Here is a 14457-nt window from a genome sequence, read left to right on the forward strand (position 1 = left end):
ATCCCCACGTACCGGCAACGCAGACATAAGGGTTCCGAAACCCGGCGCAGTCAGTCGATCCGGTCGAGCCGCGTGTCGAGGCAGACGTTCAGTTCGTGGGGCGCGTACGACCGCACGACGCGCTCTTCCAGCGTCGTCACCTCGTACTCGTCGCCGGCCGCTTCCTCCAGCGCCGACCGCCCGCGCTCGAAGGGGGCGTCCTCGTGCTGGATGTCGTAGAGGTGGACCACGCACGACTCGCCGGCGAACGCGACCGCCGTGTCGGCGAACTCCGCGGCGGTGTGCGGGAGGTTCATCACCAGCCGGTCGGCCCAGTTCTCGTACTCTTCGGTCAGTTCCCGCACGTCGCCGACGTGGGTCGTGATCCGGTCGGCGACGCCGTTGCGCTCGGCGTTCTCCTCGAGGTACGCGATCGCGTCGGGGTTGAGGTCGCAGGCCACGACCTCCGCGCCCGCGTCGGCCATCGGGATCGCGTACGGGCCCACGCCGGCGAACATGTCCAGCGCGTGCTCGCCGGGCTCGACCTGCTCGACGACCCGGTGGCGCTCGGTCGCGAGCCGGGGAGAGAAGTACACTTCGGCCACGTCGACGGCGAACTCGTGGCCGTACTCGCGGTGGACTGTCTCCGTCGGCGGGCGCTGTTCGCCCTCGTCGGCCAGCACCACCCAGTCCCGGACGCGGGTCTCGCCCTTGACTTTCGAGTCGCGGTTGAGCACGCTCCGGACCGGGATGTCCGACTCGACGATCGCCTCCGTGATCTCCTCGGCGCGCTCGGGGTCGTCCTCGTCGACGAGCACCACGTCGCCCAGCCGCTCGTACGTCGGCTCGAACCCAAGCAGGTCCGCGGGCGTGCGCTGGGGGGTGCGCGCGGGCACGTCGTGGCTTACGACGGGCAGATCCGCGGGGACCGAATCGGGGTCCGTGACGGGGATGAACAGGTCGCCGTCGGAGTGTTCGATACCGTACTCCTGATCGACGAGATCCGCCTCGGCGAGACGCTGTCGTGTCGCCTCGCCGTCCTCGCGGGCGACGGCGACGCAGGGCCGCTCCATACCGGGGTTCGGCGCCGGACCCGAGTAAGGGTAGCGATCAACCCCGCTCAGGTCAGGCTCTCCAGCAGCTCCGGCGCCGATCCCGCCACGCCGGCCTCGCCGCCGCGGAGGCGCCGGTAGCTTTCGGCGGCAGCCTGCGAGACCGTTCGCTCGGCCAGCGAGCGCTCCTCGACGGCGTACACCGGCGTCGACAGCTCGCCGATCCGATCGAGCACGGGGACGAGCCCGTCGGTGAGGTCGACGTCCGCGACGATCACGGCGTCGGCGACCGTCGCGTACTCCGCGGTCCGATCGAGCGTCCTCGCGTCGATCTCGCCGAAGGAGTCGAACTCGACGGTCTCGATCCCCAGCGCGTCCGCCACGTCCGCGTCCCTGTCGCCCGCGGGCACCGGACCGACGGTCGTTTCCACGCCGGCGCGGTCGAGCCGCGTCAGCAGGGGGCCGGCACGGCCCCCGCCGGCGATCACGTGGACGCGCTCGACCGGCGGGATGTCCGGGCCGTCGCCGGCCTCGAGATCGTCGGGCAGCGCCGTCACGCGGGGGCGCTGGGTCACGGGGTCGGTCGTCACGACCGCGTCCACGTCGAACGCGTCGCCGATCGTCGATCCGGTCAGCACCGATTCCGGCGCCCCGTCGGCGACGATCCCGCCGTCGGCGACCACGACGATCCGGTCGCAGTACCGCGCCGCGGTGTCGAGATCGTGGATCGCCGCGATCGCAGCTTTCCCCTCGTCGACCAGCGCCGAGACGGTCTCGAACGTCCGGAGACGGTGGTTCGGGTCGAGGCTGGCTGTCGGCTCGTCGAGCAGGAGCAGCGGGGTGTCCTGGGCGAGTGCGCGGGCCAGCAGCACGCGCGAGCGCTCGCCGCCGGAGACATCGGTCACCGGGCGGTCCGCGAACTCGGCGATCTCGGTCCGCTCCATCGCGCGCTCGACGGCCGCGTGGTCGGCCTCGTCCATCGAGCCGAACCGCGGGACATGGGGCGTTCGCCCCATCTCGACGATCTCCCTGACGTCGAACGAGAAGGAGATGGAGGTGTCCTGCGGGACGGTCGCGACCCGGCGGCCGACGGCTTTCGCCGAGAGTCCGTCGACGGCCTCGCCCGCGACCCGGACGCGGCCCGAATCAGGGGAGAGCGACCCGCGGGCCGCCCGAAGGAGCGTCGTCTTCCCTGCGCCGTTGGGCCCCACGAGCCCCACGAGCTCTCCCCGTTCCACGTCGAGGCTCACACCCGCGAGCACGTCCGTCTCCCCGAGCGTGACCGAGAGATCGGCGATCGACAGCACTGGTCCGTCGGTCGCGACGTCGCCGTCGATCGGTGCCTCGTCGTCGGTCGGGTGTGCTCGACTCATAGCTCGTGAACCCTCCGTTTGCGCAGCAGGAACAGGAAGAAGGGGGCGCCGACCGCGGCCGTCACGATCCCCACCGGGAGCTCCTGAGCGCCGCTCCGGGCGACCGTGTCGGCCGCCACGAGGAACGCCGACCCCGCGAGCGCGGCCGTCGGCAGGAGGATGCGGTGGTCCGGGCCGACGACGAGCCGCATCACGTGGGGGACGATCAGGCCGACGAAGCCGATCACCCCGGAGACGGCGACGCCGGCGCCGGTCATCACCGCCGACACCGCGAGGAGGAGGCGCTTGGTTCGCTCGACCTCGACCCCGAGGCCGGCGGCCTCCTCCTCGCCCAGCAGCATGACGTTCAGGTCACGCGCGTAGGCCAGCAGGAGGAGGAAACAGCAGCAGACGAACACCGGCAACACCGGCACGCCCGCCACGGGGACGAAATCCCCCCAGCCGGCGTTGTCGAGGTGGCCCATCAGCCAGTACACCACCTGCTCCATGCTCTCCCCGGAGTGCAGCAGGAGGAAGGAGGTGACTGCGCCGAGGAACGTCTGGATCGCCACCCCGGCCAAAAGGAGCGTCGCGACCGGGGTCTGCCCGTTCTCGGTCGCGATGGCGTACACGCCGAAGGCGGTGATCAGCGCGCCGGCGAAGGCCGCCGGCTCCAGCCCCAACCCGAACGGGATCAGTGCCGGGACGACGATAGAGGCGACGGCGCCGACCGCCGCGCCCGAGGAGACGCCGATGATCGAGGGGTCGGCCATCGGGTTTCGGAAGAACCCCTGCATCACCGTCCCGGCCGCCGAGAGCGCGAAGCCGACCAGCGCACCCAGCAGGATTCGTGGTAGGCGGATCCGCATCACGATTGCCCGGTTGGACTCCCGCAGCGAGAACTCGAAGGGGCGCCGCCAGCCGAGCTCACCCCCCACGAGGCTCGGCACCGCGACCGCCTCGAGCACAGCTTTGACGACCGCCTCGGCGGGGACCGCGACCGGGCCGATCCCCGCGCTGAGAACGACGGTTGCGCCGAGTGCGGCGGCTAACGCGGCCGACCAGCCGATCGCGCGCCTCGCGACGCCCATGTACTCAAAGCTGAGTTGCGTTAGACAAATACTTGTTGCACTAGGCGCGAGTGGGAGGCGATGCGAACGCGAACAACGCTGTTGATCGTACTGTGTACGCTTCTCGCTGGTGTCGCCCCGGCGGGCGCCGTCGGAGCAGTGGACGCGCCGACGGCCCACGCGAGCGTCGACAACGCCGCGGTCCAGCAGTCGGTCCCCGACTGCTCCTACCCGCTCTCATCGACCGACGCGACGGGGACCGAAGTGACGATCGAGGAGGCGCCCGAGACCGTCACCACGCTGGGGCCGAGCGCCGCTCAGACGATGTGGGAGATCGGCGGCAAGGAGCAGGTCGTCGGACTCGGCCAGAACGCCCAGTACCTCGCGGGCGCCGACAGCCGGACGAACGTCTCCGCGGCCGGGTTCGGCTACAGCACCGAGGCGGTCGTCGGGACCGAGGCTGACCTGGTGCTCGCGGCCAACGTCGTGAGCAACGACACCGTGGCCGCGCTGCGTGACGCGGGGATGACGGTGTACAAGTTCGAGTCGGCCACCTCCATCGAGGACGTGGCGGACAAGACCGCGCTCATCGGCCGGCTCACCGGCAACTGTCAGGGGGCCGCCGAGACCAACGCCTGGATGAACGCGAACGTCGACACCGCGAGGGAGGTCACCGCCGACAGTGACCGACCGCGCGTACTCGTCCCGCTCGGCGGCGGCTTCGTCGTCGGCAACGAGACGTTCATCGACGCGATGGTGACCGCCGCGGGCGGCGAGAACGTCGCCGCCGAGCGGTACGGCAGCGGCTACTCCGAGGCGTCCGACGAGGTGATCGTCGAACTCGATCCCGAGATCATCGTGTTCCAGCCGTGGATGGCCAGCTACATCGGACAGGAGCCGTTCTCGCTGACGACCGCGGGCCAGAACAACGCCAGCGTGGTCGTGAACGCGAACTACCTCAACCAGCCCGCCCCGCGCTCGGTGGTGTACGCCACCCGGAACCTCACCGAGGGGTTCCACCCCGACGCGGTTGCGAGCGCTGAGTGGACCGCACGGGGCGACGTGAACGTCGCGACGGCGACTCCGACGCCGACCGAGACGGTCGCGATGTCCGAGACCGCGACGGCGACCGAGACGACGATGTCGGCTGACACGACGGAGACCTCCGGCCCCGGCTTCGGCGCGGGTGCCGCCGTGGCCGCCCTCGGCGCGGGTGCGGCGCTGCTCGGCCGCCGCGACTGAGCGCCACCAAAACCGCTTTCCCCGCCGACGGTCTCTTCTCTCGCATGATCGAGAACGTCGTCTACCCCGCGTACCTCGACGCGGACTACAGCCGGTCGGAGGGGCGGCGCGTCCCCGAGGACGAGGCGGTCGAAGACCCGTCGGTCGACGAGATCGCGAAGGCGGTCCAGCAGGTCGGCTACGACGCCGTCATCGAGCGGGACAAGAGCTACCCCCGGGAGTACGAGCAGCGCGGCCGCGTGCTCGTTCAGGGCGCCGAGGACGCCACGAAGAACGACCTCGTGCAGGCGATCGCGGCGTACGTCGCGATCCTGCGGGACTGATGGAGCGAGTCGGCACGGTCGCCCGGACCGCACAGGGGCTCGCGATCGCGCGCTGTCCGGACGCCGACCACCCCCCAATCGGCCGCACGGTCGTCGACGAGAGCCTCGACACGGTCGGGCGCGTCGTCGACGTGTTCGGCCCCGTGGACAAGCCCTACGTCGCGGTCACGCCGAACGATCGCTCGGGGCTCGCCGCGCTGGTCGGCCAGAAGCTCTACGCGCGCTGACGCCCCGGGACCACAACGGCCAAACCGCTCCCCGCTGAACCTCGGACAATGAGTTCTCGTGCGTTCCGCGGGACGGCCTTCGCCGCCGTCGTCTTCCTGCTCGTCCAGCTGGGTGCGCTGGCGTTGGTCCCCTCCTTCGAGGCCAGCGGCTACCAGCAGTTCGAGAACCCGCAGGATCCGACGAACAGTCTGATCTACATCCTGCTGATCCTGGTGATGACGGTGCTGATGCTCGCGGCGTTCAAGTACGACTTCGACTGGGTCGTCCGGGCGTTCGTCGTGTTCACCAGCGGCCTGCTGGCGTGGTACGTACTGGGTGTGTTCCTCCCCGCGATCGCCGCGATCCCCCTCTCCGCGCTGATCGCGGTCGCGCTGTGGGTGTACCCCGAGTGGTACGTCATCGACGCCGCGGGGGTGGTGATGGGCGCCGGCGCCGCGGGGCTGTTCGGCATCAGCTTCGGCATTCTGCCGGCGATCGTGCTGCTCGCGGTGCTGGCGGTGTACGACGCCATCTCGGTGTACGGCACCGAGCACATGCTCGAACTCGCGGAGGGCGTGATGGATCTCCGGGTGCCGGTGGTGCTGGTGATCCCGCTCACGTTGGGGTTCTCGATCTTGTCCGAGGACGAGGAAGCTGACGCGGAGGCCGACGAGGGCACCGACACGGACGACGACACCGAGAGCGACCCGTCGGTCTCCGACGAGGCCGCCGTCGAGGGCGAAGGGCCGGACGTGGCCGACCGCGACGCGTTCTTCATCGGACTGGGCGACGCGGTGATGCCGACGGTGCTCGTCGCCAGCGCCGCCCACTTCTCGCCCGCCGCCCCGCTCGATATCGGGATCGACCTCGCGCTGAACCTCCCCGCGCTGACGGCGATGATCGGGACGTTCCTGGGCCTGTTCGTGCTCCTGCGGATGGTGTTCGCCGGGCGCGCCCACGCCGGCCTGCCGCTGCTCAACGGCGGCGCCATCGGCGGGTATCTCGTGGGCTCGGTCGCCGCCGGCGTGCCGATCCTGACGGCACTCGGTCTATAGAGACTTTCTGAAAATTGTGAACTTGGCGCGAAGCGGGCGCGGCCCTGTGCCGCGCCCGAGCGCGAGGGACGACTGACCGAGCGAAGCGACTGAGGAGCGCAGCGAGGCACAGCCGCCGAGCGGGCAGGGGCTTTCACGGTGTTGCAAACCCAGTAGCTACTCACAATCTCACAGACGTAACGGAGTCAAACACAGAAGTCTACGAAGAGGAATCTACGTACTCATCGACGCCCTCCCGGACCATCACCGCCATCCCCGTCTCGAAATCCAGAATCTCCGACGCCGCCAGCTCCGCCCGGCCGACACCGAGTAGCTCCCCGCTCTCGTGGAGCACCAGCACCTCGTCGCCCGCCCGGATCTCCTCCCCACACCGATCGATGAACTTCGCGAACGTGTTCTCGCCGTCGCGGACGAACGGTTCGGACTCGTCGCCGACATAGACGCGGTACGCCGCCGCGTCGAGCTGGTCGTGGAGCCGCCGCCCGCCCGCGAAGCCGAGGGTGAAGCGGCCGTCGGTGCCCATCGACGCCAGCCGGCCGTCCGGGGCGTGGATCTGGCTGGGCCGGCCGCCGGTGGAGTAGTCGATTTCGAGGTGGGCCGCCGCGGGGAACAGCGCCTCCCCGGCGCCACGGCCGAACTGATAGTCGGCCGTGGTCCGCAGGTCCGCACGCGAGGTCTTGGCCATAGTCGAGGGGGCGGGCGCTCGGCGGAAAAGCGTCTCGAAGGGCTGGGGCAGCCACGCGATGGCCGCTCCTGTCGGGAAACCATCAACGTGGATCATAAGTGTCGGAAGGCTCTCCGCCGAGAGGATGACTGCGATCCGGATGAACGAGGCGGAGATAGATACCCTTCTGAAGCAGCAAGGTGTCGGCGTGCTCTCTCTGGCGGCCGATGCGGACAGCTACGCGGTTCCCGAATCGTTCGGCTACGACGGGGACCACCTCTACTTCCAACTCGTGTACGACGACGATAGTGAGAAGTACCAGTACCTCGATAAGACGGAGCTCGTGACGTTCACCGTGTTCTCCGAGGACCCGGCTCGAAGCGTCGTCGTCCGCGGCAGGCTGGAACCCGTTTCGGCCGACGAGGAGCTCCTCGCGGCGGAGGCGATCGCGGAGAACGCCGACATCCCGACGCTGAACGTGATGCCGGAGACGCGGATAAGCGCGCTCACCGCCGAACACCACCGGCTCGTTCCCGAAGAGATGTCGGGCCGGGCCTTCGACGGCTCACCTACCTGATTCTCGGTCGCGTTCTCTCCCGGCCACCGCGGAGCACACTCACAGCAGGAACTCCTCCTCCCGCTCGGCCATATCGTGGAACGCGTCGGCGGCATCGATCAACTCCTCGGCGGTCGAGCTCTCGAAGCAGAACACCTCTACCCGCACACCCTCGTGACGGAGGTGGGTACAGAGCCGCGCGAAGTCGCCGTCGCCGGAGGCCAGCACCAGCGTGTCCACCTTCTCAGCCAGCGTCACCGCGTCGAGCACGATTCCCACGTCCCAGTCGGCCTTCTGTGAGCCGTCGCCGAACGTCTTGATCTCCTTGATCTTGCGTTCGAAGCCGATCTCCGAAAGCGCCTCGAAGAAGGACTCCTCCTCGGGCGAGTCCGCGCGGATCACGTACGCTAGCGCCCGCACGAGCTCGCGGTCCATCACTGCCTTCTCCAGCAGTCCCGAGTAGTCGATGTTCCGCGAGTAGAGGCTCTGGGCCGTGTGATAGAGGTTCTGCGCGTCGGCGAGTACCGCGACGCGTTGGCCCTCGTGAATCTCCGTCATTAGCCGTTCGTTGCCCGGCGTTCGTTAAAAAATGCCGTCTCCTCACCCACCCGGAGCCAGAACCGTTATGCGTGTCGGCTTCCCTCTCTCCCCTGTGACGCGACTGTCCGGGTTCGACGCCGCCGCTGCCCGCCGAGCCCCGGCTGTCGCACCCCGCCGCGGCAAACGCGGTAAACGCTGATTCTCCCGCTCTCGGCCGGGTAGCGTCCGGTCGCTGGCGGACTCCCGACCCGCATCGCGCAGCGACCGCTCCACGCGACACACCAGATGACGACACCGTTCAGCGGGGTCTACCCCGCCATGACCACTCCCTTCCGGGAGGACCGACGCATCGACCACGACCGACTCGCCGCCGACGCGCGGCGCCTCGAAGCCGCGGGCGTCGACGGGCTCGTCCCCGTCGGCTCCACCGGCGAGTCCGCGACGCTGACCCACGACGAGCACGCGCGGGTCGTCGAGACCGTCGTCGACGCCGTCGACGATGTCCCGGTGATCGCCGGCGCGGGCTCGAACGCGACCCACGAGGCCGTTTCCCTCGCCGAAGACGCCGAAGAAGCCGGGGCCGACGCCGTCCTGCTTATCTCGCCGTACTACAACAAGCCCGAGGCCGCGGGCTACCTCGACCACTACCGCACCATCGCCGACAGCGTCGACCTGCCGGGGATCGTCTACAACGTCCCCTCCCGGACGGGGCGGAACGTCCCCGTCGACGTGGTGGCCGAACTCGCCGAACACCCGAACGTCCAGGGGTACAAGGCCGCCAGCGGCGACCTCGGCCGCGTCTCCGAGGTGATCGAACGGACGCGCGACGAGACGTTCTCGGTGCTCTCCGGCGACGACGGGCTCACGCTTCCGATCTGCTCGCTGGGCGGAACGGGAGCGATCAGCGTCGTCGCCAACGTCGAGCCCGAGCGCACGGGCGCGATGGTCGGCGCCGTCGCCGAGAACCAAAGGTTCTCGGCTGCCAACCAGAAATCGAAGATTTCTGGTGACGCCGCTGCCAGCGACATGGCCCGCGCCCGCGAGCTCCACTACGAGCTCGAACCCCTGATTCGCGACCTGTTCGTCGAGACCAACCCCATTCCGGTGACGGAGGCGATGGCGATCCGCGAGGACCACCCGCCGTACGTGCGCTCGCCGCTGACTCGGCTCTCCGAGGAACACCGTGAGGCGCTCCGCGAGACGCTCGCCGACCTCGCGGGCGGCGAGCCAGAGGTGACCACCTGATGTCGGCCGACCCGACCCGGATCGTCATCACGGGCGCGACGGGCCGGATGGGCGAGGAACTCATCGCCGGCGCCGGCGACCGAAACGACGTGTTGGTCGTCGCCGCCGTCTCGCGAACGCCGGGCTCCGTGACCGCCGAAGCAGCGGTCGGCACCCACCTCGACGCGACGCTCGCCGACGAGGACGACATCGACGCCGTCGTCGACTTCACCGCGCCGGAAGCGACCGCGGAGTACGCCGAGATCGCCGCCGACCACGGCGTCGCGTTCGTGACGGGGACGACCGGACTGGAGGACCACGACGCCGACCCGCTGGGCGCGCTCGACGCCGCCAGCGAGTCGATTCCAGTGCTCCACGCCAGCAACTTCTCCCGCGGGATCGCCGCGCTCCGCGGTGCAGTCCGGGAGGCCGCAAGCGCGCTGCCGGGCTACGACGTGGAGATCAGCGAGACCCACCACAACGGCAAGCGCGATGCCCCCAGCGGCACCGCGCTCACGCTCGTCGAGGACGTGGAAGCCGAGCGTCCCGATCTGACCGACCGCCAGCACGGCCGAGAGGGCGAGCAGCCCCGCGAAACCGACGAGATCGGCGTCCACGCCCGCCGGGCCGGCGACGTGACCGGCGAGCACGAGGTGCTGTTCGCGGGCAACTGCGAGACCGTCTCGCTGTCGCACTCGGCGGGCGACCGCGGCGTGTTCGCCGAGGGGGCGCTCGACGCCGCCGTCGCCCTCGCGGACTGCGACCCCGGCCGTTACGAGCTCGCCGAACTACTACAGGATTGACCAACGACACACCTCATCCAACATCTACCAATGAGCCTCGAAACCGAGATTTCGGACCTGTGGAACCGCTACGAAGACGGACTCACCGCCGCGGCGGCGGGCAGCAGCGAACTGGAGACGCTCGACGCGTTCCTCGCCGCGCTGGAGGCTGGCGAGTGCCGCGCCGCCGAGCAGGTCGGCCCCGCAGAGTGGGTGGCCGTCCCGTGGGTCAAGCGGGGCGTCCTGCTCAACTTCGGCCTGCGCGAGACCCAACCCCGCAGCTACGGGGGCGTCGACTACTACGACGTGCTCCCGCTGCGTTCGACCGACGACCTCGCGGAGCGCGGCACGCGGAACACGCCCGACGGCACCGTCCTCCGTCCCGGCTCCTACCTCGGCGAGGACGTGATCATGATGTCGCCCAGCTTCGTCAACATCGGTGCCCGCGTCGGCGACGACAGCCTCGTCGACTCGAACGACGTGGTGGGTTCCTGCGCCCAGATCGGCGATGGCGTCAAGATCGGCGCCAACACGCTGATCGGCGGGGTGCTCGAACCCGTCGAGGACGCCCCGGTCGTCGTCGAGGACGGCGTCTCGCTGGGCGCGGGCTGCCGCGTGACCTCGGGGTTCGTCGTCGGCGAGAACAGCGTCGTCGCCGAGAACACGCTGCTCACCCCGCGGATCCCCGTCTACGACCTCGTGGACGAAGAGGTCCACTACGGCCGGCTCCCGCCGGAGCGCCGCGCGTTCCAGCGGTACGTCGAGTCCGCCGTCTCCGAGGAGGAGCTGATCCCCGGGAAGGCGTACAAGCCCGCGGTCGTCGCGACGGGGCTGGAGCAGGAGACGCTCGAAGCGACCCAGCGCGAAGGCGCGCTCCGCGAATGATGGTCGATCCCTCCGCAGTCCGGCGACTCACTGACTGGAACCGCGACACGCTGGACGCGCTCGCCGCGGCGCACGGCACGCCGCTGTACGTGTTCGACCCCGCGCGGGTCCGCGAGAACTGCCGGCGGCTCCGGGCGGCGTTCCCCGACGCCGAGATCCAGTACGCCGCGAAGGCCCACACGGCCGAGGAAACGCTCCGGACCGTCCACGACGAGGGGCTGGCGGTGGAGTGCGCCTCCGCCGGCGAGGTCCGCCGCGCTCTCCGGGCCGGAGTCCCGGGCAGCGACGTGACCTACACCGCGGTCAATCCCCCTGCCCGCGACCTCGACAGCGTCGTCGAAGCGTGGGGGGAGCATCCCGAACTCACGATCACCGCCGGCGCCGCGGACACGGTCGACCGCCTCGCCGAACGCGGGTTCGACGGCCGTCTGCGGCTGCGAGTGAACCCCGGCGTCGGCGCCGGCCACCACGAGAAGGTGGTCACGGGCGGCCACCCCAAGTTCGGCGTCGGGCTCGACCGCGTGCCCGGCCTCGCCGCGCGGATCGACCGCGAGTTCGCGTTCGCGGGCATCCACGCCCACGCCGGCTCGGGGATCTCGGGCGACGATCTCGACGACCACCGCGAGCTGGTCCGGCGGCTGGGCGATCTGGCTCGGGAGCTCCAACGGGACGGGATCTCGGTCGAGACGGTCGACGTGGGCGGCGGCTTCGGCGTCCCGTACCGCGAGGACGCCCCGGCGCTCGACCTCGACACTGTCGCGGACGCGACCCGCGAGGCGCTGGGTGAGATCGACGGCCGGCTCGCAATCGAGCCCGGGCGCTACGTCGTCGCCGACGCTGGCGTGCTGCTGACGCGGGTGAACACTGTGAAGGCGGCGCCGTCGACCGTGGTCGCGGGCGTCGACGCCGGGATGACGACGCTGCTGCGGCCGGCGATGTACGACGCCTACCACGCGATTCGGAACCTCAGTTCCGAGGACGATCCCTCGCCGCGCGAGCAGGTCGGCGTCACCGTCGCCGGCCCGGTCTGTGAGACCGCGGACCTGCTCTGTGAGAACCGCCCGCTCTCCCGCCCCGAGTGCGGCGATCTGCTCGCGGTCGGCAACGCGGGCGCGTACGGCTACGAGATGGCGTCGACGTACAACTCCCGACCCCGACCCGCGGAGGTGACCGTCGACGGCGCGGTCCTGCGGCGGCGCGAGACGCTCGCGGACGTGCGCCGGCTCGACGCGGCGGGGGACTCAAACCGTCGGAACGACGAGGGGGACGTATGACGGTCGCGTTCGAGAAGTACGACGGCGCGGGCAACGACTTCGTGGTCGTCGACGTAGACGAGTGGAACTCGTCTGGCAGCCGGAACGCGCAGCGTTCCGGCGAGGCGGACGGGCACCCCGTCGAGGACCGCGCCGCATTCGTCCGCGTCCACTGCGACCGCGAGGTCGGCGTCGAGAACGAAGCCAGCGCCCGCCACGGCGCCGACGGCGTGCTGTTCCTCTCGTTGGACGCGGCCGCCGCCCCGGCGAGGGTGACGATGACGCTGGTCCAGCCCGACGGCTCCATCGCGGAGATGTGCGGCAACGGCGCACGCTGCGTGGCGGCGTGGGCCGCCGACCGCACGGATGCGTCGACGTTCGACATCGACACGCCCGCCGGCACTCGCCGCGCGGTCGTCGATGACGAGGTGGCCGTGGAGATGGGCGTGCCGACGTTCGACCCCGAAGACGTCCCACTCGCAGCCGACGAACCGCTCGTCGACGCGGCGCTCGACGAACTCGACGGCACGCCCGCCGCGGGGCTAGCCGTCACAGCCGTGAACACCGGCGTCCCCCACGCAGTCGTCTTCGTCGGCGACGTGGACGCGGTCGAGATCGACGCCGTCGCGTCACCGATCCGTCACGCCGACGCGTTCCCGGACGGCGCGAACGTCACGTTCGCGTCGGCGGCGGACGAGGGGTTCCGACAGCGCACCTACGAGCGCGGCGTCGAGGGGGAGACGCGAGCCTGCGGCACCGGCGCGGTCGCGGTCGCCGCGGCGGCGAAGCGGCTCGGCCGGATTCAGGGGGGCGCCGGCTGGATCACGGTTTCCCCGCCGGGCGGCGATCTCGCCGTTGCGGTGCCCGAGGACGGCCCCGCACGGCTGCGTGGCCCCGCGAGAAAGCGCTTCGAGGGGGAGCTCCCTATCCCCGAGGGCGACCGCGTCGCGGGCGTAAGCGGCGAGGCGGCGCTTGGCGCGGACCGTATCGACGACGGGCACGAGCGATGAGTTTCGAGCCCGTCGCCTTCCTCGAAGACGCTGTCCGGGACGATTCTACCGAGGACGTGCGCGGCACCCGGGATTTACTGCTCGACGCGCTCCGGGAGCGTGGTCACGAGCCGCATGTCGACGCTGCCGGGAACGTCCGCGCCAGCCGCGGTTCCGGCTCGCCCCACCTCGTGTTCAACACCCACATCGACACCGTGGCGCCGCACGTTCCCTTCGAGCGGGACGGGAGAACGATCCGCGGCCGCGGCGCCTGCGACGCGAAGGGGCCGCTGGCCGCGCTGCTGTCGGCGTTTCTCGACGCCGAGATCGACCGGGGGACGCTCACGCTCGCGGTCACGCCCGACGAGGAGACGCTTTCCACCGGCGCCCACGCGCTGATGACTGGCGAGGTGGCGCCGGGCGGCCCGGGCGAGACGGGGGCGAGCGTGGCCCCGCTCTCCGCGTCCGATCCCGAACCCGACGCCTACGTCGTCGGCGAGCCGACCGGCCTCGACGTCTGTACCGCTGCCCGCGGGCGGTTCGAGGGAACGATCACCGTCGAGGGGGTCGCCGCCCACGCCGCCAGCCCCGAGTCGGGCGTCAACGCCGTCTCGGCCGCGGGGAGACTGCTGGGGGCGCTGGCGTCGTTCGACAACGTCGAGGACCACCCGCAGTTGGGCGCCGCGACGCTGGTGCCGACGGGGGTCGCGGGCGGGGAGTCGACGAACCAGGTGCCCGCCCGCTGTGCGGTGACGATCGACCGCCGGAGCGTGCCGCCCGAGACGGCCGCGGGGTTCCGGGCGGCGCTCGAAACGCATCTCCGGTCGGCCCTCGGCGGCGACCCCGCTTCGGTCTCGGTCTCGCTGACCGAGCGGGAGACGCCGTTTCTCGAAGCGTTCGCGACCGACACCGACGCGCCGGTGGTCGGCGCGCTCGCGGACGTGGCGAGGAGCGCGACCGAGGCGTCGGGGCTGGGCGAGCGCGGGGCGGTCAGGCCGTTCGGCGCGGCGACGGAGGCGTCGTACTTCGCGCCGGCGCCGACGGTCGTGTTCGGTCCGGGCCACCTCGCGGACGACGAGGGCGCGGTCGCCCACGCCGAAGGAGAGTACGTCGACGTCGAGACGGTTCGGGCGGCGGCGACGGCGGTTCGTGATGCGACCGAGCGGCTGCTGGCCGACGACGCCCAGTTGCGGGGCTGAGAGCCGCGGTGTCCGGTGAGAGTTCGCCTGTCGACGTGTCGAAGCCTCAAAACCCCGAAAATTGGCAGAAATTGTGGCCTGCGCC

The 14457-nt window shown here is 70.7% G+C and carries 16 protein-coding genes; 11 read left to right on the plus strand and 5 right to left on the minus strand.

The features are described 5' to 3' along the window. Nucleotides 1-50 precede the first annotated feature (50 nt). From BN1959_RS05395 to btuC, 3 genes are read right to left on the minus strand one after another with little or no spacing between them, the layout of a single operon-like run. Entirely contained in the window at nt 51-1052 is a 1002-nt protein-coding gene (locus BN1959_RS05395; RefSeq protein WP_053947672.1) for a class I SAM-dependent methyltransferase, read from the minus strand. 47 nt (nt 1053-1099) lie between these two features. Further along, nucleotides 1100-2404: an ATP-binding cassette domain-containing protein gene (locus BN1959_RS05400; RefSeq protein WP_154018222.1), complete on the minus strand. Its 1305-nt coding sequence runs from the start codon at nt 2402-2404 to the stop codon at nt 1100-1102. Then, complete coding sequence (btuC, locus tag BN1959_RS05405) at nt 2401-3474, minus strand: vitamin B12 ABC transporter permease BtuC (RefSeq protein WP_053947673.1); 1074 nt, start codon at nt 3472-3474, stop codon at nt 2401-2403. Before btuC ends, BN1959_RS05400 begins: the two co-directional genes overlap by 4 nt. Before the next feature lie 60 nt (nt 3475-3534). Between btuC and BN1959_RS05410 the strand changes: the two genes are divergently transcribed. From BN1959_RS05410 to BN1959_RS05425, 4 genes are read left to right on the plus strand one after another with little or no spacing between them, the layout of a single operon-like run. Next, on the plus strand, nt 3535-4695 hold the full coding sequence (locus BN1959_RS05410) for a PGF-CTERM-anchored ABC transporter substrate-binding protein (RefSeq protein WP_053947674.1): 1161 nt from the start codon (nt 3535-3537) through the stop codon (nt 4693-4695). A 44-nt stretch (nt 4696-4739) separates the two neighbouring features. Further along, nucleotides 4740-5018 (plus strand): signal recognition particle subunit SRP19, encoded by a 279-nt coding sequence (gene srp19, locus BN1959_RS05415; RefSeq protein WP_053947675.1) that lies wholly within the window; start codon nt 4740-4742, stop codon nt 5016-5018. Continuing rightward, on the plus strand, nt 5018-5245 hold the full coding sequence (locus tag BN1959_RS05420) for an H/ACA ribonucleoprotein complex subunit GAR1 (protein ID WP_053947676.1): 228 nt from the start codon (nt 5018-5020) through the stop codon (nt 5243-5245). Before srp19 ends, BN1959_RS05420 begins: the two co-directional genes overlap by 1 nt. A gap of 48 nt (nt 5246-5293) precedes the next feature. Continuing rightward, nucleotides 5294-6280 carry a presenilin family intramembrane aspartyl protease PSH gene (locus BN1959_RS05425; protein ID WP_053947677.1) on the plus strand — a complete coding sequence of 329 codons (987 nt, stop codon included), beginning with the start codon at nt 5294-5296 and terminating at the stop codon, nt 6278-6280. Nucleotides 6281-6479: 199 nt separating this feature from the next. Here BN1959_RS05425 and BN1959_RS05430 read toward each other — a convergent pair whose 3' ends face one another. Continuing rightward, complete coding sequence (locus BN1959_RS05430; protein WP_053947678.1) at nt 6480-6965, minus strand: PUA domain-containing protein; 486 nt, start codon at nt 6963-6965, stop codon at nt 6480-6482. Between BN1959_RS05430 and BN1959_RS05435 the strand changes: the two genes are divergently transcribed. After that, nucleotides 6958-7521: a pyridoxamine 5'-phosphate oxidase family protein gene (locus BN1959_RS05435; RefSeq protein ID WP_202594646.1), complete on the plus strand. Its 564-nt coding sequence runs from the start codon at nt 6958-6960 to the stop codon at nt 7519-7521. The genes BN1959_RS05430 and BN1959_RS05435 overlap by 8 nt on opposite strands. Nucleotides 7522-7560: 39 nt before the next feature. On the opposite strand, the gene BN1959_RS05440 is transcribed toward BN1959_RS05435, so the two are convergent. Further along, nucleotides 7561-8058 (minus strand): LabA-like NYN domain-containing protein, encoded by a 498-nt coding sequence (locus tag BN1959_RS05440; RefSeq protein WP_053947680.1) that lies wholly within the window; start codon nt 8056-8058, stop codon nt 7561-7563. A gap of 267 nt (nt 8059-8325) precedes the next feature. On the opposite strand from BN1959_RS05440, the gene dapA reads away from it, so the two are divergent. The 6 genes from dapA to BN1959_RS05470 are packed head-to-tail and all read left to right on the plus strand — an operon-like array spanning nt 8326 to nt 14372. Then, nucleotides 8326-9285 (plus strand): 4-hydroxy-tetrahydrodipicolinate synthase, encoded by a 960-nt coding sequence (dapA, locus tag BN1959_RS05445; RefSeq protein ID WP_053947681.1) that lies wholly within the window; start codon nt 8326-8328, stop codon nt 9283-9285. Beyond that, nucleotides 9285-10067 carry a 4-hydroxy-tetrahydrodipicolinate reductase gene (gene dapB / locus BN1959_RS05450; protein WP_053947682.1) on the plus strand — a complete coding sequence of 261 codons (783 nt, stop codon included), beginning with the start codon at nt 9285-9287 and terminating at the stop codon, nt 10065-10067. Before dapA ends, dapB begins: the two co-directional genes overlap by 1 nt. 30 nt (nt 10068-10097) lie before the next feature. Further along, the gene (locus BN1959_RS05455) at nt 10098-10931 is read left to right on the plus strand and encodes a 2,3,4,5-tetrahydropyridine-2,6-dicarboxylate N-succinyltransferase (protein ID WP_053947683.1); all 834 of its coding nucleotides are present in this window, start codon (nt 10098-10100) and stop codon (nt 10929-10931) included. Continuing rightward, nucleotides 10928-12205, plus strand: a complete 1278-nt coding sequence (gene lysA, locus BN1959_RS05460; protein WP_053947684.1) for a diaminopimelate decarboxylase — start codon at nt 10928-10930, stop codon at nt 12203-12205. The genes BN1959_RS05455 and lysA overlap by 4 nt, the downstream gene beginning before the upstream one ends. Further along, nucleotides 12202-13194: a diaminopimelate epimerase gene (gene dapF, locus BN1959_RS05465; protein ID WP_079978609.1), complete on the plus strand. Its 993-nt coding sequence runs from the start codon at nt 12202-12204 to the stop codon at nt 13192-13194. The genes lysA and dapF overlap by 4 nt, the downstream gene beginning before the upstream one ends. After that, on the plus strand, nt 13191-14372 hold the full coding sequence (locus BN1959_RS05470) for a M20 family metallopeptidase (protein ID WP_053947685.1): 1182 nt from the start codon (nt 13191-13193) through the stop codon (nt 14370-14372). Before dapF ends, BN1959_RS05470 begins: the two co-directional genes overlap by 4 nt. Nucleotides 14373-14457 lie beyond the last annotated feature (85 nt).

It is taken from the genome of Halolamina sediminis, from assembly GCF_001282785.1.
GTDB classification, from domain to species: Archaea; Halobacteriota; Halobacteria; order Halobacteriales; family Haloferacaceae; genus Halolamina; species Halolamina sediminis.